The organism is Novosphingobium sp. 63-713 (assembly GCF_001898925.1).
Taxonomy (GTDB): Bacteria; Pseudomonadota; Alphaproteobacteria; order Sphingomonadales; family Sphingomonadaceae; genus Novosphingobium.
On the sequence record NZ_MKVS01000047.1, the window covers coordinates 365,621 to 386,493 of the forward strand.

19 protein-coding genes are annotated in these 20,873 nt (G+C 65.0%); 8 read left to right on the top strand and 11 right to left on the bottom strand.

Annotation, left to right across the window (positions count from 1 at the left end):
• Positions 1 to 132: 132 nt before the first annotated feature.
• Positions 133 to 2,883 carry a M1 family metallopeptidase gene (locus BGP00_RS20150; protein WP_292688502.1) on the top strand — a complete coding sequence of 917 codons (2,751 nt, stop codon included), beginning with the start codon at positions 133 to 135 and terminating at the stop codon, positions 2,881 to 2,883.
• Between the two features lie 14 nt (positions 2,884 to 2,897).
• Here BGP00_RS20150 and BGP00_RS20155 read toward each other — a convergent pair whose 3' ends face one another.
• The 6 genes from BGP00_RS20155 to BGP00_RS20180 form a co-directional block, all read right to left on the bottom strand.
• Positions 2,898 to 4,412, bottom strand: a complete 1,515-nt coding sequence (locus BGP00_RS20155; RefSeq protein WP_292688504.1) for an ATP-binding protein — start codon at positions 4,410 to 4,412, stop codon at positions 2,898 to 2,900.
• On the bottom strand, positions 4,409 to 5,155 hold the full coding sequence (locus tag BGP00_RS20160) for a response regulator (protein WP_168603427.1): 747 nt from the start codon (positions 5,153 to 5,155) through the stop codon (positions 4,409 to 4,411). Before BGP00_RS20160 ends, BGP00_RS20155 begins: the two co-directional genes overlap by 4 nt.
• Positions 5,156 to 5,167: 12 nt before the next feature.
• Positions 5,168 to 5,917 (bottom strand): hypothetical protein, encoded by a 750-nt coding sequence (locus BGP00_RS20165; RefSeq protein ID WP_292688507.1) that lies wholly within the window; start codon positions 5,915 to 5,917, stop codon positions 5,168 to 5,170.
• 206 nt (positions 5,918 to 6,123) lie between these two features.
• Positions 6,124 to 6,525, bottom strand: coding sequence for a cupin domain-containing protein (locus BGP00_RS20170; protein WP_292688509.1), 402 nt, complete (start codon positions 6,523 to 6,525; stop codon positions 6,124 to 6,126).
• Positions 6,515 to 6,910, bottom strand: a complete 396-nt coding sequence (locus BGP00_RS20175; protein WP_292689208.1) for a VOC family protein — start codon at positions 6,908 to 6,910, stop codon at positions 6,515 to 6,517. The genes BGP00_RS20170 and BGP00_RS20175 overlap by 11 nt, the downstream gene beginning before the upstream one ends.
• Before the next feature lie 82 nt (positions 6,911 to 6,992).
• The gene (locus BGP00_RS20180) at positions 6,993 to 8,795 is read right to left on the bottom strand and encodes an aminopeptidase P family protein (protein WP_292688511.1); all 1,803 of its coding nucleotides are present in this window, start codon (positions 8,793 to 8,795) and stop codon (positions 6,993 to 6,995) included.
• 71 nt (positions 8,796 to 8,866) lie between these two features.
• On the opposite strand from BGP00_RS20180, the gene BGP00_RS20185 reads away from it, so the two are divergent.
• Positions 8,867 to 10,930, top strand: a complete 2,064-nt coding sequence (locus BGP00_RS20185) for a S9 family peptidase (protein WP_292688512.1) — start codon at positions 8,867 to 8,869, stop codon at positions 10,928 to 10,930.
• A gap of 259 nt (positions 10,931 to 11,189) precedes the next feature.
• Positions 11,190 to 11,603, top strand: coding sequence for an acyl-CoA thioesterase (locus BGP00_RS20190; RefSeq protein WP_292688513.1), 414 nt, complete (start codon positions 11,190 to 11,192; stop codon positions 11,601 to 11,603).
• A gap of 203 nt (positions 11,604 to 11,806) precedes the next feature.
• Here BGP00_RS20190 and BGP00_RS20195 read toward each other — a convergent pair whose 3' ends face one another.
• The 3 genes from BGP00_RS20195 to BGP00_RS20205 all read right to left on the bottom strand — a co-directional run bounded on the left by BGP00_RS20195 (position 11,807) and on the right by BGP00_RS20205 (position 15,521).
• Positions 11,807 to 12,280: a CHAP domain-containing protein gene (locus BGP00_RS20195; protein ID WP_168603594.1), complete on the bottom strand. Its 474-nt coding sequence runs from the start codon at positions 12,278 to 12,280 to the stop codon at positions 11,807 to 11,809.
• A gap of 226 nt (positions 12,281 to 12,506) precedes the next feature.
• A complete protein-coding gene (locus BGP00_RS20200; RefSeq protein WP_292688515.1) occupies positions 12,507 to 14,891 on the bottom strand; it encodes a DNA translocase FtsK 4TM domain-containing protein in 2,385 nt (794 codons plus the stop codon).
• An 81-nt stretch (positions 14,892 to 14,972) separates the two neighbouring features.
• The gene (locus BGP00_RS20205; protein WP_292688516.1) at positions 14,973 to 15,521 is read right to left on the bottom strand and encodes a thiamine phosphate synthase; all 549 of its coding nucleotides are present in this window, start codon (positions 15,519 to 15,521) and stop codon (positions 14,973 to 14,975) included.
• On the opposite strand from BGP00_RS20205, the gene BGP00_RS20210 reads away from it, so the two are divergent.
• Genes BGP00_RS20210 through BGP00_RS20220 form a run of 3 tightly spaced genes read left to right on the top strand, consistent with a single transcriptional unit; the run spans position 15,520 to position 18,047 of the window.
• A complete protein-coding gene (locus BGP00_RS20210; protein WP_292688517.1) occupies positions 15,520 to 16,182 on the top strand; it encodes a YggS family pyridoxal phosphate-dependent enzyme in 663 nt (220 codons plus the stop codon). The two genes, BGP00_RS20205 and BGP00_RS20210, sit on opposite strands and share 2 nt — an antisense overlap.
• Positions 16,183 to 16,185: 3 nt before the next feature.
• Entirely contained in the window at positions 16,186 to 16,797 is a 612-nt protein-coding gene (bioD, locus tag BGP00_RS20215; protein ID WP_292688519.1) for a dethiobiotin synthase, read from the top strand.
• Entirely contained in the window at positions 16,794 to 18,047 is a 1,254-nt protein-coding gene (locus tag BGP00_RS20220) for an adenosylmethionine--8-amino-7-oxononanoate transaminase (RefSeq protein WP_292688521.1), read from the top strand. Before bioD ends, BGP00_RS20220 begins: the two co-directional genes overlap by 4 nt.
• Here BGP00_RS20220 and BGP00_RS20225 read toward each other — a convergent pair.
• Both BGP00_RS20225 and pyk read right to left on the bottom strand, forming a co-directional pair.
• On the bottom strand, positions 18,039 to 18,494 hold the full coding sequence (locus BGP00_RS20225) for a hypothetical protein (protein ID WP_292688523.1): 456 nt from the start codon (positions 18,492 to 18,494) through the stop codon (positions 18,039 to 18,041). The two genes, BGP00_RS20220 and BGP00_RS20225, sit on opposite strands and share 9 nt — an antisense overlap.
• Positions 18,495 to 18,500: 6 nt before the next feature.
• Positions 18,501 to 19,982, bottom strand: a complete 1,482-nt coding sequence (gene pyk / locus BGP00_RS20230; protein ID WP_292688525.1) for a pyruvate kinase — start codon at positions 19,980 to 19,982, stop codon at positions 18,501 to 18,503.
• Positions 19,983 to 20,065: 83 nt separating this feature from the next.
• Between pyk and BGP00_RS20235 the strand changes: the two genes are divergently transcribed.
• Positions 20,066 to 20,395 carry a DUF1244 domain-containing protein gene (locus BGP00_RS20235; protein ID WP_292688527.1) on the top strand — a complete coding sequence of 110 codons (330 nt, stop codon included), beginning with the start codon at positions 20,066 to 20,068 and terminating at the stop codon, positions 20,393 to 20,395.
• A 119-nt stretch (positions 20,396 to 20,514) separates the two neighbouring features.
• The gene (locus tag BGP00_RS20240; RefSeq protein WP_168603441.1) at positions 20,515 to 20,754 is read left to right on the top strand and encodes a DUF2312 domain-containing protein; all 240 of its coding nucleotides are present in this window, start codon (positions 20,515 to 20,517) and stop codon (positions 20,752 to 20,754) included.
• Positions 20,755 to 20,873: the final 119 nt, after the last annotated feature.

The following is a 20,873-nucleotide window of genomic DNA, read 5'->3' on the forward strand; positions in this document are numbered from 1 at the left end:
TGCCCGAAGAAAGCGATAGAAATGGCCTAACATCGCATTATATTGGACGAATTGGAGGGGCTGGCCCGTTCGGCCCTGTCGACTGGCGGGCCATCATGAACGGGGCGGGGAGCGCCCGGGGGGAGAGCGATCATGCGTCATCATCGGCTTTTTGGCACTGTGCTTTGCGCCGCCATGATGCTGCCCCATGGGGTATGGGCCGCGCCCCATCCTGCGCCGCGCGCCGTTGCTCGCCATCCCGCACCCGCCGCGCCCTCGCCCGTTGTGGCCGAGCCTGTGGCGGCCCCCGCTGCCCCGGCCCAGCCCTTGCCGCCTCCGCCCCCCGCCCCGCGCGGGCGACTGGATGGCGCGGCGACACCCGCTTTCTACCGCCTCGACCTCTCCGTCGATCCGGCCAAGGAGCGCTTTTCCGGCCATGTCGAGATTGACGCGCTGCTGCATGGCACGTCGCATTATGTCTATCTGCATGGGCGCGATCTCAATGTCACGCGGGTCAGCGCCAACGTCAACGGGCGCAAATTTGCCGGCCATTGGAAACAGGTGGACGACACCGGCGTCGCCCTGCTGACGTTTGACGAGGAATTGCCCGCGGGGCAGGCCACCTTCGCCTTTGACTATGACGCCGCGTTTCAGGACGGGCCGCAGGGCATGTTCCGCGTCAAGGTGGGCGATGCTTGGTATAGCTGGACCCAGTTTGAATCGATCGACGCGCGCGCCGCTTTCCCCTCCTTTGACCAGCCGGGCTATAAGCAGCCTTTCACCGTCACGCTGCGCACGCCCAAGGGCATGACGGCGGTGTCCAATGCGCCCGAAACCGATACGGTCGATGATGGCGCGCAGACCATCCACCGCTTTGCCCAGACCGCGCCGTTGCCCTCCTATCTGGTGGCGATGATGGTGGGGCCTTTTGCTGTGGCCAAGGGCGAGGTGGCGCCCACGCCCCAGCGCGATAAGCCGCTGCCCCTGCGCATTATTTCGACCCAGCAGAACAAGGACAAGCTCGCCTTCGCGCTGGAGAACAGCAAGAGCATCGTCACCCATCTGGAAAACTATTTCGGCACCGCTTTCCCCTATCCCAAGCTGGACCAGATCACCGCGCCCGTCATGCCCGGCGCGATGGAGAATGCCGGGGCCGACCTCTATCAGGACAATCTGCTGATCCTGGACGACGCCGCCACCACGGCGCAAAAGCGCGCCTTCGGTATGGTGGTCGCGCATGAATTGGCGCATCAATGGTTCGGCGATCTGGTGACGCCCGCGTGGTGGGATGACATCTGGCTCAACGAGAGCTTTGCCAACTGGATGGGCTATCGCATCGGCAATCAGTGGCGGGCGGACCTGAACATCGGCGCGGGCGCGCTGGAGGAAGGCTTTGCCGCGATGGGCACCGATGCCCTGCTGGCGGGGCGGCCGATCCATCAGAAAATCGACACCAATGCCCAGATCGACGCGGCCTTCGATTCGATCACCTATGGCAAGGGCGGCCATGTGGTGGCGATGATCGCGGGTTTTATGGGCGATGATGCGTTCAAGGCGGGCGTGCGCGACTATATGGCCGCCCATCGCTACGGCAATGCCACCAGCGCCGACTTCTTCGCCTCGCTGGCCAAGGCTTCGGGCGATCCGCGCATCCTGCCCGCGATGCAGAGCTTTACCGACCAGCAGGGCATTCCGCTGCTGACCTTCAGCGGCGGCAAGGGCGAATATTACGCGGTGCAGAGCCGCTATGCCCGGTTGGGCACGCAGGCCCCGCCCCAGAAATGGTCGATCCCCTTTTGCGTGCGCGTGCAAAAGATCCGCCAGTGTCAGTTGCTGGACGGCGAGGCGGCGATCATCAGCATCATCGTCAATGGCGCGATGATTCCCAATGCGGGCGGCACCGGCTATTACCGTTTCGACATGCCCCAGGCCGATTGGGAACGCCTGCTGGCGATTTCGGCGGGCCTTCCGGGCGGCGAGGCGCTGGCCGTGGCCGACAGCCTGTGGGCCAGTTTCCAGGCCGGGCGCGCGCGGCCCGCATTGCTGCTGCAAATGGCGCGGACCATGGTGAACAACCCCGATTCCTATGCCGGCGCGGCGGCCACCGGATGGATGCAGACGCTCGAGCGCGCCGGTTTCTATGACGCCCCGGCCGAGGCGGCCTATCGCGCCTTTTTCACGCGGCTCTATGCGCCGATGCTGGCCAAGGCGGGGTTCAATCCAGCGCTGGGCGCCTATGCGGGCGAGGACGCCGAAGCTTCCCAGCGCCGCGCCCAACTGGTGCGCAAGATGGCGGGGGTGGCGCGCGATCCGGCGCTGCTCTCCACGCTGGCAGGCGCGGCGGGCGCATGGCTGGGGGGCAACAAGGCGGCGCTCGATCCGGCATGGTATGGCGTTGGCCTTGGCGCATGGCTGGAGGCGCAGTCGGACCGGATGGCGGCGGCCAAATCCCTGTTCGAACAGGCGCTGGCTTCGCAGGATCCGCTGTTCCGCCCCTCCGCGCTTTCGGCTCTGGCCGGGTCAGGCAAGGCGGATGTCGCGCAATGGCTGCTCGATGACGCCAAGGACAAGCGCCTGCGCCTGTCCGAAAGAGTGCAACTGGTGATGGGCGTGGCGGTGAACACCAAGACGCGCGACATGGGCTATGACTGGTTGCGGGCCCATGCCGACGAATTGCTCTCGGGCAGTTCGGGCATCTTTCTTGCATCGCGCCTGCCGCAGGTGTTCGGCACGTTCTGTTCGGTGGAGAAATCCGAGGCGATCCAAAAGGACTTCGGCGCGCGGCTGGCGGGCAAGACCGGCGAGCTGGAACTGGCCCGCGTCATTGAACAGGTCCATAGCTGCGGCGTGTTGAAGGACGCGCGTGCCGCCGAGGTTTCCGCCGCGATGGTGCGCGCCAAATAATCAGCCCGCCATAATCAGGCAGGAAGCGGCAGCCAGAGCGTGGCCATCAGGCCGGTGACCGCTCCGCGCGCGTCGGTCTGGTTGTGCAGCGTCAGCCGCCCGCCATGCTGGTCCGCGATCGCGCGGGCCAGCGTCAGGCCAAGACCCGCGCCCCCGGTGGCAGTGTTGCGCGAAGGTTCGCCGCGGGTGAAAGGCTCGAACATCTTCTCGATGTCGCCGCCGATCCCCTTGCCATGATCGACCACGCGGATCACCGCCCAGCCGCGCCCCTCGGCCTCCTCGCGCACCATCGTTACCTGCGCGCTGCCGGCATAGCGCAGCGCATTGCCGATCAGATTGCGCAAGGCCCGGCGCAGCCATGTCGCGCGCACGGGCATGACCAGACGCGGCGCGTGGTCGAATTCCACATCCTCGCCCATGTCCTCATATTCCTCGACAATCGAGGCGACGAGGGCGGCGAGTTCGGTTGATTCGACCGGATCGCTGGGGCGGCCCACGCGGGCCAGCGAGAGAATGTCGTCCAATGAGCGGGTGATGTCCTCGATGGTCTTGGCCATCTTGTCCCGCTCGGCATCGTCCTCCACGCTCTCGATCCGCACGCGCAGCGCGGCCAGCGGCGTTTTCAGATCGTGGCCGATCGCGCCCAGCATCACGTCCTTTTCATTGATCAGCGAGGTGATGCGCATTTCCATCGCATTATGCGCCTCGATCAGATGGCGCACATCAGCGGGGCCTTGCGGTTCAAGCTGATCGGTGGATTCGCGGGTGCGGGCGAATTGATCGACCCGGCTGGTCAGCGCCGCCAGAGGCCGCGCGATCCGCCGCAGGATCAGCGCAATCGCGCCCACCAGCACCGCATAGATGAACAGTGTCTGGGCAATCAGCGTGGCCAGCAGCCATGGATCGCGCGCGGGCACGGAGGAGCGCACCACCATCCAGTCGCCGCCGGTCTGCGCCTGCGCGGCGGCCACCAGCACATGTTTGGGCTTGGGCGGGGCATGGTCGCCCATCATCGCATAGCGGCGATCGACGCGCTTTTTCCAGAAGGGATCGTCGGCAATATCGCGCTCGACCACCATCAGATGCTGGGGTTTGAGATCCTGCGAGCCGAGCAGCTCATTGAGGCGCTGGGTGATTTCGGGCTTGGCCTCGTCGCGCGGATTGGGGCGGAAATCGGCCATGCGCACCGGGCGCGGCCCGCGCGGCATGTCGTCCGGCCCTCGCCCGACCATCATCGGCGGGCCATCATGGTGATGCGGGCCGCGCTCGGGCGGGCCGGGCGGAGGAGGGGGCGGGCCTCCTTCCGGAGCGTCCACCTCGTCGCGGTGGCGCAGCGCGATGGCCGCGCGCATCGCCAGTTCCTGCGTCACCTGCTGTTCGCGATATTCGGCCTGCGCCTTGTAGAGCAGGATCGCGCTGATCGTCTGGGCCAGCAACAATGCGCCCGCCAGCGCCAGCATGACCTGTCCGGTCAGGCTGCCCGGTAAAAGTCGGGGCGGCAGAAACCGGCTGGGATCCCAGCGTTTCATGCGTCCACCGTGGGCACCCGGCGCACATCGGCGGCCAGCATATAGCCGCCGCCCCAAACGGTCTGGATCAATTGCGGATTGCGGCTGTCCACCTCGATCTTGCGGCGCAGGCGGCTGACCTGATTGTCGACCGCGCGGTCGAACAGATGGGCCTCGCGCCCCTGCACCATGTCGAGCAGCCGGTCACGGTCCAGCACTTGCCGGGGATGTTCGAGGAACGCCATCAGCAGGCGGAATTCCACCGAGGAAATCGCCACGATCGCGCCATCGGGCGCAATCAGTCGCCGCTTGAGCGGATCGAGCCGCCAGCCATCGAACTGAAAATCCTCATTGGCCTGCAGCTCGGGCAGCGCCCCGCGATGGGTGCGGCGCATCACGCTGCGGATGCGGGCGACCAGCTCGCGCGGCTCGAAAGGCTTGACGACATAATCGTCGGCGCCGATCTCCAGCCCCACGATCCGGTCGGTCGCCTCGCCGCGCGCGGTCAGGAAGATCGTCGGAATCGAACGCGCCTCGGTCAGATGGCGGCACAGCGACAGCCCGTCCTCGCCCGGCATCATGATGTCGAGCAAGACCAAATCGGGCACATCAAGGGCAATGATGCTGCGCGCCTCGGCCGCGCTGGCCGCCTGCCGGACGGCAAACCCCTGACGCTCCAGATAGGAGGCCAGAGGTTCGCGCAGATCCGGCTCGTCATCGACCAGCAGGAGGCGCAGCGGAGTAATGTCGCTGTCGCTGTTCACTTCAACCTTACCTTACTGCCCCGCAGGAGGCGGGGGCGGCATGTCATGGCCGCCATGTTCAGGGCGATGGCCACCCGGACCGCGCCCGCCCATGTTCTGGCCCATATGGGCCTTCATTGCGGCGCGACGTTCCTCGGGCGTGACCTTGCCATCGTGATTGGCATCCGCGCTGTCAAACATCTTGAGCGCGGCGCCGACAAAGGCGTCCTTGGCCACGGTGCCGGTGTGATTGGGATCGGCCTGGCGCATCAGGCCCATCATCATCATGCCGCGGCCCATGCGATGATGTCCGCGCGGACCTTTCATGCCGGGGCCGCCCGGCCCCATGTTGCCGTGATCCATTTTGCCGTCCGGTCCGCCCGGAGGCGGCGGGGGCATGTCATGATCGGCACCCATGGCGCCCATGCCATGCTTCATCCGTTCGCGCATCCTGTCATGGGCGGCTTCAAATTCCTGGCGGCTCAACTGGCCGTCATGGTTGGTGTCCATGGCGTCGAAATGCTTGGCCTCGCGCGCCTCGCGGTCGGCCTTGTCCAGCTTGCCGTCATGATTGATGTCCATCATGTCGAACATCTTTTCGGCATGGGCCTTGGCTTCGGCGCGGGTCATGTCCTTCATCGGGGGCATGGCGCGGGGGGGCATGCCATGGCCCATGGCGTGGGGGCCGGCAGGCGGCGCCGGGGGCGTGGCGGGCGCCTGCGCATGGGCAGCCGAAACCGCCATGAGGGCAATGGCGGAAAGCCCGATAGAAAGTTTCCTCATCCTAGCGATCCTTACAGTGAACTCTTCTTGGGGGGCAAAAGAGAGTTGAATGAAAGCTGCAACCGTTACCCATGCCTTGAAGGGGGAGGGGAGAGGCCGGGGCGGCTGCAGCTTTCATGGTTGTTCTATGCCCCGACTGTCGCGCCATTATGCCGGAACCGCCGATTTTTGTCGCCAATTGTCGCGCCGGTCCTGCCCAGTATGTATTATCCGCCGGATCGCGCGCGGCCCTGCGTGTTCCACCCTGCGGTGATGAACAGCACGCGCGCCGATGCGGCGACATTGGCCGTATGCCATACCCCGCGCGGATTGATCGCACATTCCCCGGCGCTCAGCGCCACCTCCTGCCGCACCCCTTGTGCATCCTCCTGAATCAGCGTGATTTCGCCATCAAGGCAGATCACCACCTCCTCGCCTTCGGGATGCATTTCCCATGAATCCCAGTCCTGCGTGAACGTGTACATACTGACCAGCCGCCCATCTGCCCCATCGGCGGCATGGCGCGCGACATAGGCGCCGTACCAGTCCATGCCGGTAAATTCCGGTTCCGCGCAGGCCGTTCCGCCAAGGCCGAGGTGGACCGGATGGGTGGCCAGATTATGCGTCATGGCCTTCTCCAAATCCGGGGGCAAAGACGAAGGCATTGAGTTTGTTGCCATCCCGGTCTCGGAAATAGGCAACGTAGAAGCCGGGGAAACGCTCACCCGGCGCGCCTTCGCATGATCCGCCCAATTCCAGCGCCAGCGCGTGAAGGCGGTCGACCTGATCGCGGTCCTTCGCCTCCAGCGCGACCATCACGCCATTGCCCACGCTGGCGGGTTGTCCGTCAAAGGGCAGGGTGATGCCGATCCCTGCCGGACCGCCCGGCACGCCCCACGAGATATAGCGCTCATCGCCGCCCATGCGGCCCACGCCCATTTCGGCGGCGATGGCGTCATAAAACTCCGCCGCGCGGCGCAAATCCTGCGTGCCCAGTGTGACATAGCCGATCATCATTGCTCTCCTGATGGCGCTCTGAGGTAGCCCGAGTCGCCTTCTGTGGAACAATATGGGAACGAGCCCGCCCCCGCAAGCATCACCCCAACGGCGCGCATTGCTCCTTCAGCCAATCCAGCGCCTCGCCGGACAATTGCGGGGCGATGATGCTTTCCACCCGCGCGTGATAGGCGTTCCACCATGCCACCTCGTCGCGGGTCAGCAGGCGGTCATCGACCAGCGCGCGCTCGATCGGCACATGGGTCAGCGTTTCAAAGCCGAAATAGGCGCCTTCCGCGCCCTCGATGGTGCGCTCCTCGACCAGCACGAGATTTTCGATGCGGATGCCATAGGCTCCGGTCTTGTAATAGCCCGGCTCGTTCGACAGGAACATGCCCGCCAGCAATTCCTGCCCGGTGCCCGCCTGTCCGCCGCTGGATTTGGCGATGCGCTGCGGCCCTTCGTGGACGGAAAGGAAGCTGCCCACGCCATGCCCGGTGCCATGGGCATAATCGAGTCCGGCCGCCCAGAGATATTGTCGCGCCAGCGTGTCGAGCTGCGATCCATTCGTTCCCGCCGGAAAGACCGCGCGGGCAATCGCGATATGACCTTTCAGGACGCGGGTGAAACGGTCGCGCACCTCGTCCGGGGCCGTGCCGGGGCCGATCCAGACGGTGCGGGTGATGTCGGTGGTGCCATCGGGATATTGCCCGCCCGAATCGACCAGATAGACGCTGGAAGGATCAAGCGCGCGGTTGGTTTCCTCCGAAACGCGATAGTGGACGATGGCGCCGTTCGGCCCCGCGCCGCTGATCGTGTCAAACGACAGGTCGCGCAGGTCGCCGCCTTCCCGGCGGAACTGGTGCAGGGCTTCGGCGGCGCTGATTTCCGTCACGCCGCCCTTGGGGCCTTCGACCGAGAGCCAGTGGAGGAAGCGCGTCACCGCCGCGCCATCGCGGGCCTGCGCGGCGCGGTGTCCGGCCTGTTCGACGGGGTTCTTGATCGCCTTGGGCAGGACACAGGGGTCGCGTTCCTCGATGATCCGCGCGCCCGAAAGGGCCTCGAAGATCGCCGCCACGCTGCGTTCGGGATCGACCACCACCTTCTTGCCCGCCAGAGCGCCCAATGCGGGTACAAAATCCTCACGCGGCAGGATACGCACCGCATTGCCCAGATGGGCGCGCAATTCGGGCGTCACCTTTTCGGGCGCGATGAAGAGATCGGCCGTGCCATCGGCATGGGCCACCACAAAGGACAGCGCCACAGGCGTGCGCGACACATCCGTGCCCCGCATATTCAGCAGCCACGCCACCGAATCGAGCGCGGCAATCACAGCCGCATCGGCCCCGCGCGCGCCCAGCCATTCGGCCACTTCGGCGCGCTTGGCCTCCGAAGGCACGCCCGCCAGAGCCGTCGGATGGGGCAGGGCGGGGGCAAGGCTGCGCGTCGGCTGATCGGTCCAAACCGCATCCACCGGATTGCGATCCACCGCCACCAGCGCCGCGCCGCGCGGCTCCAGCGCCTTTTCCACGGCCCGCGCCCATGGGCGGCCATGCAGCCAGGCGTCATAACCGATCCGTGCCCCCAGCGGCGCATGCGCGCCCAGCCATGCGGCGGGGCTGGTGGCCGGGACATTCTGATACTCATACAGCGCGCCATCCACCTGATCGCGCACCTGCAAAGTATAGCGTCCATCGACAAAGATCGCGGCCCGATCGGCCAGCACCACCGCCGTCCCCGCCGACCCGCCAAAGCCGGTCAGCCATTCCAGCCGCTGGGCATAGGCACCGACATATTCGCTCATATGCTCATCGGAAATCGGGATGACAAAACCGTCCAGCCCCTGTGCGGCCAGTTCGGCGCGCAGAGCGGCAAGGCGTTCAGTGTGGATATTGTTCGGCATTGGCACGCGCTTTCCTTCGTTTCCCACACCTCTGGCTTGCGGAGGGGGGCTTGCCAACATAGATGCAAGCTATGAGCAATTCCAGCCAGCCTCGCCCCCCGATTGCCGCCAAACAGGCGCATAGCTTCACCCACCACGGCATCACCGTCACCGACGATTACGCGTGGCTGCGCGATGCCGATTATCCAGAGGTGAAGGATGAGGCGGTGCTGGCGCATCTGAACGCGGAAAATGCGTGGTTTGAAAGCCGGATGGCCGGGCAGAAGGACCGCATCGACGCCCTGTTCACCGAAATGCGCGCCCGCATCAAGGAAGCCGACAAGAGCGTGCCGCAGAAGGATGGCGATTACCTCTATTGGATCGAATATGAGGAAGGCGCCGAATATAAAAAGTGGTGGCGGCGTCCGGTCGCGGGTGGCGATGATGAATTGCTGCTCGATGAAGTGGCATTGGCGGTGGGCAAGGAATATTTCCGCCTCGGCGCGATTTCGCTCTCGGCCGATGGCAAATTGCTGGCCTGGAGCGTGGATGACAATGGATCGGAGCGCTTCACCGCCCGGATCAAGGTGATCGAGACGGGTGAGGTGCTGCCCGATGTGATCGAAGGGACGCTCTCCTCGCTGGTTTGGGTCGCGGGCGACAAGGGGCTGGTTTACAGCCTCGCCAATGAGAACTGGCGCACCGACAATGCCCGCCTGCACTGGCTGGGCCGCCCGGTTTCCGAGGATGTCGAGTTGTATCACGAGGATGACGATGGCTTTCGCGTCGGCTCCTCGCTGTCGGCCAATGAGCAATGGCTGATCATTTCGACCAGCGATCATGAAACCAGCGAAGTCCGTCTGATCCCGGCGAATGATCCGCTGGCCGCGCCGATTCTGGTGCGTCCGCGTGTCGAGGGCGTCGAATATGATGTCGATGAGCGCGATGGGGTGCTCTACATCCACGCGAACGATACGCATGAGAATTTCCGGCTGGCCATCGCTTCCCTCTCGGCGCCGGGGGAATGGACCAGCCTGATCGAAGGTTGCGACGAATTCTATCTGACGGGCTTTGATCTGTTCCGCGATTTCTATGTGATCGAAGGGCGGGTGCGCGGCCTCGATCGCATCGAATTGCGCTATTACGACGACCCCGCGCGGATCGAGCCGATTGAATTCCCCGAGGATTCCTATGAGGCCGGATTGGCCGACAATCCCGAATGGGCGGTGGACCGCCTGCGCGTCAGCTATGAAAGCATGGTCAGCCCGGCCAGCGTCTATGACTACCATCTGGCCGACAAGAGCCTTGAGCTGCTGAAGGTTCAGGAGATCCCCAGCGGTTATGACGCCTCTTTGTATGAGACAAAGCGGCTGGAGATCACCGCGCGCGACGGGACGCTGGTGCCGGTCAGCATCCTTTATCGCAAGGATCGTGTGGGCGTCGACCCGCTGCACCTCTATGGCTATGGGGCCTATGGCATTGCGATCAGCCCGGGCTTTTCCACCACGCGCCTGAGCCTTGTGGATCGCGGCTTTGCCTATGCCATCGCGCATATCCGCGGCGGCGACGACATGGGCCGCGCATGGTACAAGGCGGGCAAGCGCGAGGCCCGCACCAACACGTTCAACGATTTCGTCGATGTGGCGTGCGGGCTTTGCGACCTTGGCTACACCGCGCCGGGGCGGATCAGCATCTCGGGCGGATCGGCGGGCGGCGAGCTGATGGGCGCGGTCATCAATTCCGATCCCGGCCTGTGGGGCGCGGTGGTGGCCCATGTACCCTTCGTCGATGTGCTCTCCACCATGCTGGACGAGAGCCTGCCCCTGACGCCGGGCGAATGGCCCGAATGGGGCAACCCCATCGAGGACAAGGCGGCGTTTGAACTGATCCGCTCCTACTCGCCCTATGATCAGGTGAAGGCGCAGGACTACCCGCCGCTGATGGTGACGGCGGGGCTCAATGATCCGCGCGTGACCTATTGGGAACCGGCCAAGTGGGTCGCGCGGCTGCGGGAATTGAAAACCGACAGCAACGAACTGATCCTGAAAACCAATATGGGCGCGGGGCATGGCGGGAAATCGGGGCGCTTCGAATCGCTGACCGAAACGGCGGAGGAATTTGCGTTTATCCTCTGGCAGTTGGGGGTTGTGGGGTAAGATTTTGCCTCCGGCGGGTTAAGGGCGAGGGCCCTTAACAATCCCGATATTGTCCAGGTCGGGCGTGGGGGCGCCCGAAGCGCAACGTTGCCGCGCCGCAGGCTTTATAAACCGCTTCGCGGAAAGGAGTTTGTTGGCGGATTTTGGCGCCACCCCAGTAATGGGATTGCAAAGGGTCGAGACCCTTTGCCCGCCGGAGGCCCACTTCCTTTCAACGAAAACCCCTTGCCTTCCGGATGCCTGTCCCCAAACTCCTCCCATGCCCAACCGTTATACCCACACCTTCACCGCAGGCCCCGATGACATCGACATCATGGGCCATGTCAACAATGCCGTCTGGGTGCAGTGGATGGAGGCCGTGGCCACCGCGCACTGGATGCAGGACGCCGCGCCCGAACATGTCGAGCGCTATGTCTGGGTCGTGACGCGGCACGAGATCGACTATCGCGGCAATATCGCGCAGGGGCAGAGCGTTACGGCTGAGACCTTTATCCCCGAAGGGCCGATCGGTGCGCGCTTTGACCGGCGGATCGATTTCCGCAACGACGCGGGCAAGGTCATCGTCTCGGCGCGCAGCACATGGGCGATGCTGGACAAGGAGACGCTGCGGCTGACGCGGGTGTCGGGGGAGATTGCGGCGGCTTTTGCGCCGGAGGGTGGCTGGCCGGGGTAGGAGGTTTTGCCTCCGGCGGGCAAAGGGACTTCTCCCTTTGCAATCCCATTATGGGGTGGTGCTCAAGTTCGCAGGTATGTGCGCATCCGCAAAGCGGTTTAATAGCCTGCGGCGCGGCGGCGTTGTGCTTTGGGAGGTTCTACAGTCTGGGGATTGTTAAGGGTCGAGACCCTTAACCCGCCGGAGGCACCCTTAGAACTATATCAGTCCCGCATCGCCAGCTTGGTGCCATCGAGACGATCCGCCTTGTTGGCATAGATGAAGCCATAGGTGGGCGAGGAGCGCATGCCCAGCTTGCCGGTGGGGGCGTAGAACACGCGCACTTCCGACCAGTCGCCGTTGGCCGAGACGTCCTCGGCCATGGCGCTGCGCTCGATCATGCCGGGGCGCGACCAGTTGGCGTGGTTAAGCAGAACGTGGCGTTCGTCGATCACCTTGGAAACCATGGCGACATGGCCTGCGCGCATCGAGTGGGTGGCGCGGAAGGCAAGGACAGCCCCAGCCTTGGGTGCAGTGCCGCGATCATAGCGGCCCTCGGCCTGATCCCACCAGCCGGCGGCGCGGCCCGAAAGGGCGATGCCGGAAACCTCGCGGGCGTAGGGAGCGCATTGCAGCACTTGTGCCGAGGCCGGAACCGAGATGAAAGCGGCGAAAATCAGGGCGATAGCGGCGCGGATCAGCTTTGCGTTGAAAAAGGAAACCCGGACCACTGAAAACCCCTTTGGCGCTTATCGGCACCGCTTGTTGGCGTCGATGGCCAAGGTGTAGCCAGCCGATGGCAATTAGGGAATGTCCGGAGGTCGCGCTCTATCGTGGCTTAACAACGGTTCATCGGCTTTCGCACCCGCAGCATGGGGATAAGCGGTGAGCGGATGCATTCCCGCTCACCCCATGATCCGCCGATCAGAGCGGATTCCCGTCCTTGTCGCGATAGACTTCGCGGCGGCCCACATGGTTGGCCGGGCCGACGAGGCCGTCATTTTCCATCCGCTCGATCCATTTGGCGGCGGTGTTGTATCCCACGCCCATCTGGCGCTGCAGCCAGCTCGTGCTGGCCTTCTGGCTCTCGAACACGATGTGGCAGGCCTGCCGATATTTGCGTTCTTCGGGATTGTCGCTGGCGGTGGCGTCCAGATCATCGAAGCCGAAGCTGCCCTCTTCGGGTTCCTCGGTGACCGAATCGACGTAATTGGGTTTGCCCTGCGCGCGCCAGTGGTCGGCCACATGCTCGACCTCCTCGTCCGAGACGAAAGGTCCGTGGACGCGGACAATCGGGCCGGAGGAGGGCTTGAACAGCATGTCGCCCTTGCCCAGCAATTGCTCGGCCCCCTGTTCGCCAAGGATGGTGCGGCTGTCGATGCGGCTGGTCACGGCAAAGGAAATGCGCGTGGGCAGGTTGGCCTTGATGACGCCGGTGATGACGTCGACCGAGGGGCGCTGCGTCGCCATGATCAGGTGGATGCCCGCCGCGCGCGATTTCTGCGCCAGACGCTGGATCAGCACTTCGATCTCCTTGCCCACCGTCACCATCAGGTCGGCCAGCTCGTCGACGATCACCACGATCAGCGGCAGTACCTCGTAATCGAGCTGCTTGTCCTCATACAGCTCCTCGCCGGTTTCCGGGTCAAAGCCCACCGAAATCCGCCGCCCCAAGGGCTTGCCCTTGGCCGCGTTGCTACGCACCTTTTCGTTGAAATTGACGATGTTGCGCACGTTGATCTCGCTCATCTGGCGATAGCGGCGCTCCATTTCCTCCACCGCCCATTTCAGCGCGCGCACTGCTTTCGCAGGCTCGGTCACAACCGGGGACAGCAGATGCGGAATGTCCTCATAGGACTTCAATTCCAGCACCTTGGGATCGACCAGGATCATCCGGCATTGCGCGGGCGTCAGGCGATAGAGCAAGGACAGCAGGATACAGTTGAGCCCCACCGACTTGCCCGACCCGGTCGTGCCCGCCACCAGCAGGTGGGGCATGGTGGCAAGATCGGCGATGATCGGCTCGCCCGCAATGTCCTTGCCCAGAATCATCGGCAGCAGGCCCTTGGCCCCGACGAATTTCTCAGACGCGATCAGCTCCTTGAAGCTGACCATCTGGCGGTCGGCATTGGGCAGTTCGATGGCCATGACGGTGCGCCCCGGCACCGGCGAAACGCGGGCCGAAATCGCGCTCATGTTGCGGGCGATATCATCGGCCAGACCCACCACGCGCGCCGCCTTGATGCCGGCCGCCGGTTCCAGCTCATACATGGTGACGACCGGCCCGGTGCGCACGCCCGTGATCTCGCCCTTGACGTTGAAATCGTCGAGCACGGTTTCGAGCAGCTTGGCGTTGCGCTCCAGCGCCAGCTTGTCGACCTTGGGCGCAGAATTGGGCGGCGGATCGGCCAGAATGTCGAGGCCGGGCAATTCGCAGGTGCCGAACAGATCGCCCTGCTTGGCCAGACTGCCCATTTCGGCGGGCTTGGCCTTGGTGGCCGGGTCGCTGATCTGCGGCGCCTTGCGCGGGCCTGCCGATGGTTCGTCGGGGGTAAAGGGCAGGTCTTCGGCTTCCGCCTCTGCCTCGGTCGTCGCGGGTCTGGGCTGGCGCTTTTCGCGGCGGGCGGGGGCAGGGGCCTCCTCGCCCTCGGCATGTCTGCGCCGGAAATGCAGCGGCATGGTCAACACCCAGCCCCAGTCGATGGCAAACACCCGCGTGATCGCCGCGATCCCGCCGACAAAGGCCAGCACGCCCAGCAAGCCCGCCGCCCAGCCCTGCGCCGCTTCGGGCAGCAGCCCCGCCAGCGCCCGGATCATCGCCGCGCCCAGCAGCCCCATGATGCCCCCCGGCGAGGCGGGCAGATTGCCCGGATGCTCGCCAAAGCCCAGCGAGAGCGCGCTGGCCAGCAGCCCCATGCCCAGCACCAGCACGGCGGTGGGGCGCAGCCAATATTGCTGGTGCAGCGGCACGGCCTCATCTTCGTCCTCTTCTTCCGCTTCGGCCACCAGCCAGAGCTGGCGCGCGAAGATCAGCAGCAGCGGCACGGCCAGCCCCGCCATCGGCCCGAACATCAACAGCGCGCCATCGGCCACAAAGGCCCCCGGCCGCCCCAACCAGTTGAGCACCGCGCCCCCCGATGCCGTCGAGGCCGAAGGGTCGGTCTGATGATAGGTGAGCAAGGCCACCGCCAGCAGCACCGCGCCCAGCCCCAACAGGCCCGCGCCCAGCAATTCGGCGCTGCGCAGCACGCTGCGCCGCAGGATCAGGCGCCATGATGCGCCGCTGTGCTTGATGGGCCGTGTGGCCATGGGATGTTCATCTCGACAAAAGGGGTGGGAAATCCCTGCCATCATGCGCCTTTGGGGGAGTCCGCGTCAAGAATCGCCGCGTCAATGCGTGGGGGAAAGCCCGTCAATCGCGGCCCAGCGCGGCCATTTCAGCGCGCGCACGCGGGCCCGGTTCATCCCGCCAAGGGCAATGACGGGCACAGGGCTGCGCGCAGCCAGCAGGCGGAAACGCGCCGCCCCCAGCACCGGCGCGCCCGGATGGCTGCGCGTGGGAAACACCGGCGAGAGCAGCACGCCCGCCGCGCCCCGCGCCATCCTTAATTCGCGCAGATTATGCGCCGTGGCCCAAGCCTGTCCCGCGCCATAGGCCCCGTCCGCCCCCCACCGCCGCGCCATGGCCGCATCGCCCGCCAGCACCACCGCCATCCCGCGCGCCCGCGCGATCCGGACCAGCGCCTCGAATCGCGCGCGCCTCTCGGGCTCTGGCAAATGATAGTGGCGATAGATCAGCCCGCTGCCCCTTGGCATCCGGCGAAGCGCGCGCTCAAGCACGGCATCATTGCGTGCGTCCGAAATCAGCCAGAGTTTGGGCAGGGACAAAAGGGAAAGGGGCTGGCGCGGGGGCATCATCGCGCTATAGCACCGCGCCATGATGGAACCAGATTCTTCGCTTGGGCAAGTGCGCGAAAAAATCGCCGCCGCCGCCCGCATCGCCCGCCGCAAGGACAGCGACATCACGCTGATCGCCATTTCCAAGACCAAGCCGGTCGAGGAGATCGAGCCGCTGATCGCGCAGGGCCAGCGCGTGTTTGGCGAAAACCGGGTGCAGGAAGCGCAGGCCAAATGGCCTGAACTCAAGGCGCGCTATCCCGATATCGAATTGCATCTGGTGGGCCAGTTGCAATCGAATAAGGCCGAGGATGCGGTCGCGCTGTTCGACGCGATCCATTCGGTTGACCGCCCCAGTCTGGTGACGGCGCTGGCCAAGGCGATGGACAAGCTTGGCCGCCGCATTCCCTGCTTCGTTCAGGTCAACATCGGCGCCGAGGAGCAGAAGGGCGGCTGCGCGGTGGCCGATCTGCCCGCTCTGCTGGCCCAGATCCGTGAGGGGGGCCTGCCGCTGGCCGGGCTGATGTGCGTGCCGCCCGCCAATATTGAGGCGGCCCCCTTCTTTGCCCTGCTGGCCAAGCTGGCGGCGGATAATGGCCTTTCCGGCCTGTCGATGGGGATGAGCGGCGATTTTGAAACCGCCATCACGCTGGGTGCGACGCATATTCGCGTCGGCTCGGCCTTGTTCGGCGCGCGCGTTTAACCGATGCGCGGGCTGATCGTTACCGGCACCGATACGGGCATCGGCAAGACCGTGCTGGCCGCCGGATTGGTGGGTCGCCTTGGGGCGCGATACTGGAAGCCGGTGCAATCGGGGCTGGAGGAGGAGACCGACAGCGAATGCATCGCCCGGCTCGTCCCCGGCGCGACGATCCATCCCGAAGCCTATCGCCTGATCACCCCCGCCAGCCCGCATTGGGCCGCCGCGATTGATGGGGTGACGATTGACCCGGCCCGCCTGACCCTGCCCGAGGGCGATGGGCCGCTGGTGGTGGAAGGCGCGGGCGGGGCGCTGGTGCCTTTGTCCGGCACGCGCCTTTATGCCGATCAGTTTGCCGAATGGGGGCTTCCTGTCGTGGTGGCCGCGCGCACTGGTTTGGGGACGATCAACCACACCTTGCTGACGGTGGAGGCGCTGCCGGCGCGGGGTTGCGCGATTGCCGGGCTGGCCTTTATCGGTGACGCTGGGCCTGCCGAGGAGGAATCGATGCGTTTCCTCTGTGCTCATACCGGCCTGCGCCGTTTGGGTCATCTGCCGCGCCTTGCCTCGGTGACACCCGAAACGCTGGCGGCCGCCATGGCGGAGTTTGACCTGTGACGCGCTCGCCCATCTGGCATCCGTTCACCCAGCATGGCCTTGGCGAACCCATCCCCCTGATCGCGCGGGCCGAGGGGGCGAGCCTCTATACCGCCGAGGGCGACCGCATCGTCGATGCGATTTCCAGTTGGTGGGTGACGACGCATGGCCATGCCTATCCGCCCATCGGCCGCGCGATTGCCGAGCAGGCGGGCAAGCTGGATCAGTTGATCTTTGCTGGATGGACGCATCAGCCCGCGCAGGATGTCGCGCAGGGCTTGGTGGGCATCACCGGCCTGCCCTACGCCTTCTTCTCCGATTCCGGCTCCACCTGCGTCGAGGTCGCGCTGAAAATGGCGCTGGGCCATTGGCGCCATCTGGGGCAGGGGCAGCGCCAGCGCATCGCCGTGATGCAGCATTCCTATCACGGCGACACGATCGGCGCGATGAGCATCGGCGAGCGCGGTGTTTACAATGCCGCCTATGAGCCTTTGCTCTTTGCCGTCGACACCGTGCCCTTCCCCCATACCGGGGCCGAGCAGGCGACCTATGACGCGCTGGAGCGTTTTTGCGCGAGCGACGATGCGGCAGGTTTTATCGTCGAGCCTCTGGTGCTGGGCGCGGGCGGGATGCTGTTCTATCCGCCCGCCGTTCTGGCCGAGATGGCGCGGATTTGCGCCGTCCATGGCGTACTCTTCATCGCGGACGAGGTGATGACTGGATGGGGCCGCACCGGCATGATGCTGGCCTGTGATCAGGCGGGGGTGAGGCCCGACATCCTGTGCCTTGCCAAGGGGATTACCGGGGGCGCGCTGCCTCTGGCGGTGACCATGGCGAGTGAGGCGATCTACGAATCGCATTACGCGCCCGACCGCTCAAAGACCTTTTTCCACTCCAGTTCCTATACCGCCAATGCGATTGCCTGCGCGGCGGCGGTGGCCAATCTTGGCGTGTGGCGCGACGAGCCGGTGCAGGCGCGCATCGACACGCTGGCTGCGCGGCAGGCGGCGGGGGCGGCGATGCTGGCGAATGTGGCGGGGGTGGAGAATGTCCGCCAATGCGGCACGATCCTCGCGCTCGATTACCGTGTGCCGAAGGGGGGCTATCTCTCAGGCCTGCAACCGCGCCTGCTGGCTTTTTTCCGTGAGCGGGGGCTGCTGATCCGGCCCTTGGGCAACACCGCCTATCTGATGCCGCCCTATTCGATTACGGCGGAGGATCTGACCCGCTGCCATCAGGCGCTGGCCGAGGCGGTTGAGCTCTTAGCGTAGCATTTCGGCGCGGCGCAGATCCTTGGGCCGCCCAAAGGAGAGCAGGATCGCGCGCATTTCCTCGCGAGACGGCGTGTAAATCACCGTATCGCCCAGATGATGCGCGATTCGGCTGGTCGGGGCCACGTCCTGCCATTGCCCATCGTGATTCAGGGCAAAACCCGCCATGAATTCCACCGGCAATTCGGGCGCATCCCACCGGGCATAGATGCCCGAGCGGAACCGGCTGTCCACCCCGCCCGGCGCGGCGTTCAGCCCCAGCGCGGGCAGAACGCGCGCCGCATCGCCTTCTGACAGCAGGATATCAAGATCGGCCACCGTGACCGAACCCGCGCTGAGCAGCGCGACCGCGCCGCTGCCGATGATCCACCAGGGATCGCGCGCATCGGCCATCGCGCCCGCCACGGCGCGCAAGCTACGTTCCAGTGGCGGGGCGAGGGGATGCATCAGGCTTTACTCCGCGTCGCTGCCGTCTTCCTCAACGGCGCGATAGAGTTCCAGTTCATTGCCGCGCAAAGTCACGACATGGAGCAGGTTGGTCGCCCCCGGCGTGCCGAAGGGAACGCCCGCCAGCGCAACCAGCTTGGACCCGGCCACGCCGAACCCATGGCGCAGCGCCATGCGCTTGCCCTTGGCGATCATTTCCTCGAACGAACCGATGTCGCGCGTGTGGACCGCATGGGCGCCCCACAGCAGCGCGGAGCGGCGCGCGGTGTTCTGGCTGGGCGTCAGCACCAGCATCGGCACCGAGGGCCGTTCGCGCGCCACGCGGCGCGAGGTCGAGCCCGAACCGGTGAACACGATGAGGCCCGTCAGCGTGACGGTATCGGCAATCGCGGCGCAGGCCTTGGCCAGAGCGTCGGCGGTGGTCTGATCCGGGTTGATCTCGGCCAGATGGACGCGCTGGCGATAGTAGGAATCGTTTTCGACCTGCGTGGCGATGCGGTGCATGATCGTCACCGCTTCTTCCGGCCACTGACCGGCGGCGGTTTCGGCCGAGAGCATCACCGCATCCGCGCCGTCATAGACCGCATTGGCCACGTCCGAGACTTCGGCGCGGGTGGGCGCGGGGCTCTCGATCATCGATTCGAGCATCTGCGTCGCCACGATCACCGGCTTGCCGCTGCGGCGCGTCAGTTCGACAATCCGCTTCTGGATCGGCGGCACTTCTTCGGGCAGCAGTTCGACGCCAAGGTCGCCGCGCGCCACCATGATGCCGTCAGACAGTTCGATGATGCCTTCGAGCGTTTCAAGCGCGGCGGGCTTTTCGATCTTGGCGATCAATGCGCCATGGCCGCCCATCAAGCGGCGGCATTCGGCCACGTCCTCGGGACGCTGCACAAAGGAGAGGCCGATGAAATCCGCGCCATGCTCGATCGCAAAGGCCAGATCGCGGCGGTCCTTCTCGGTCAGCGCCGGAACCGGCACCACCGCGTCGGGAATGTTCACGCCCTTGCGGTCGGAGATCACCCCGCCCACTTCGGCGCTGCACAGGATTTCGTTTTCATCGGCGCGGATCACGCGAAGGCGCAGCTTGCCGTCGTCGATCAGCAGGCGCTGGCCCTTTTGCAGGATGCCGAACAGTTCCGGGTGCGGCAGGCACACGCGGTTCTCATCGCCCGGCTCGGGATTGCGGTCGAAGGTGAAATGGCCCGAATGGCGGATCACCGCCCGGCCATCCTTGAACGCGCCCACGCGCAGTTTCGGCCCCTGAAGGTCGGCCAGGATGGCGATGGGCTTGCGCAGCTTGGCCTCGACCGCGCGCACATTGGCGATGGTCTTGGTATGCACCGAATGATCGGCATGGCTCATGTTGACGCGGAAAGCATCCGCCCCCGCACGCACCAGCTTCTCGATCATCTCCGGATCACTGCTGGCCGGGCCCAGCGTTGCCAGAATCTTGACCTTGCGGCCGCGCGGATTGAGTTTCGTCACACCGATTTCTCCCTTTGGGACGGGCATCAGCCTATGGCAAAGGCTGGTTGCAAACCCAAGAACAACTCACTCCGGATGGACCCATGAATATGAATGCACAACAAACGATTCCCGATCCGCTCGATGAACTCGACGATGCACATGCCGCCGCCGCCTTTCGCCGGCTGGTCCGCCACCTGCGCCATCGCCATGATGCGCAGAACATCGACCTGATGGGCCTCTCCGGTTTTTGCCGCAATTGTCTTGCGGACTGGATCGTAGCGGCGGGTGCCCCGCTCGACAAGGGCGCGGCGCGCGAGGTGATCCACGGCATGCCCGCCGATGAATGGAAAAGCCGCTATCAGACCGAGGCGACGTCGGAGCAGATGGCGCGCATGAAGGAAAGTCTGGCCAAGAATGCACCCGGCCATTGACAGGGCGCTGATCGCAACGCTGGGGATTACTCGCCCCCTGTATTCCCCTTGAGGCCGCGTCCCGCTATCTGGCCGGGCAAACCGATTCTCAACTTTGACCAATTTCGGAGATTTTACCCATGGCTGAAATGGCAGCTGACGAACGCCTGCGCCTGCTGATCGAGCGTATCGAGCGTCTGGAAGAAGAAAAGAAGGGCATCAGCGACGACATCAAGGACGTCTATAACGAGGGCAAGGCCACCGGCTATGACCCCAAGGCGATGAAGCAGGTGGTCCGCATCCGCAAGATGAAGCCGGACGACCGCAAGGAGCAGGAAGCGATCCTGGAGGTTTACCTCAACGCTCTGGGCATCGACTGATCGATCCGGGTAAAGGAGGGGGGGCGGATTTCCGCCCTCCCGCCCTTGCCCCTGCCTTGCCCAAAGGCCGCATCTCGGCTATCGGCGCTGCCAACTCCACACATAGCGATATGAAGTGA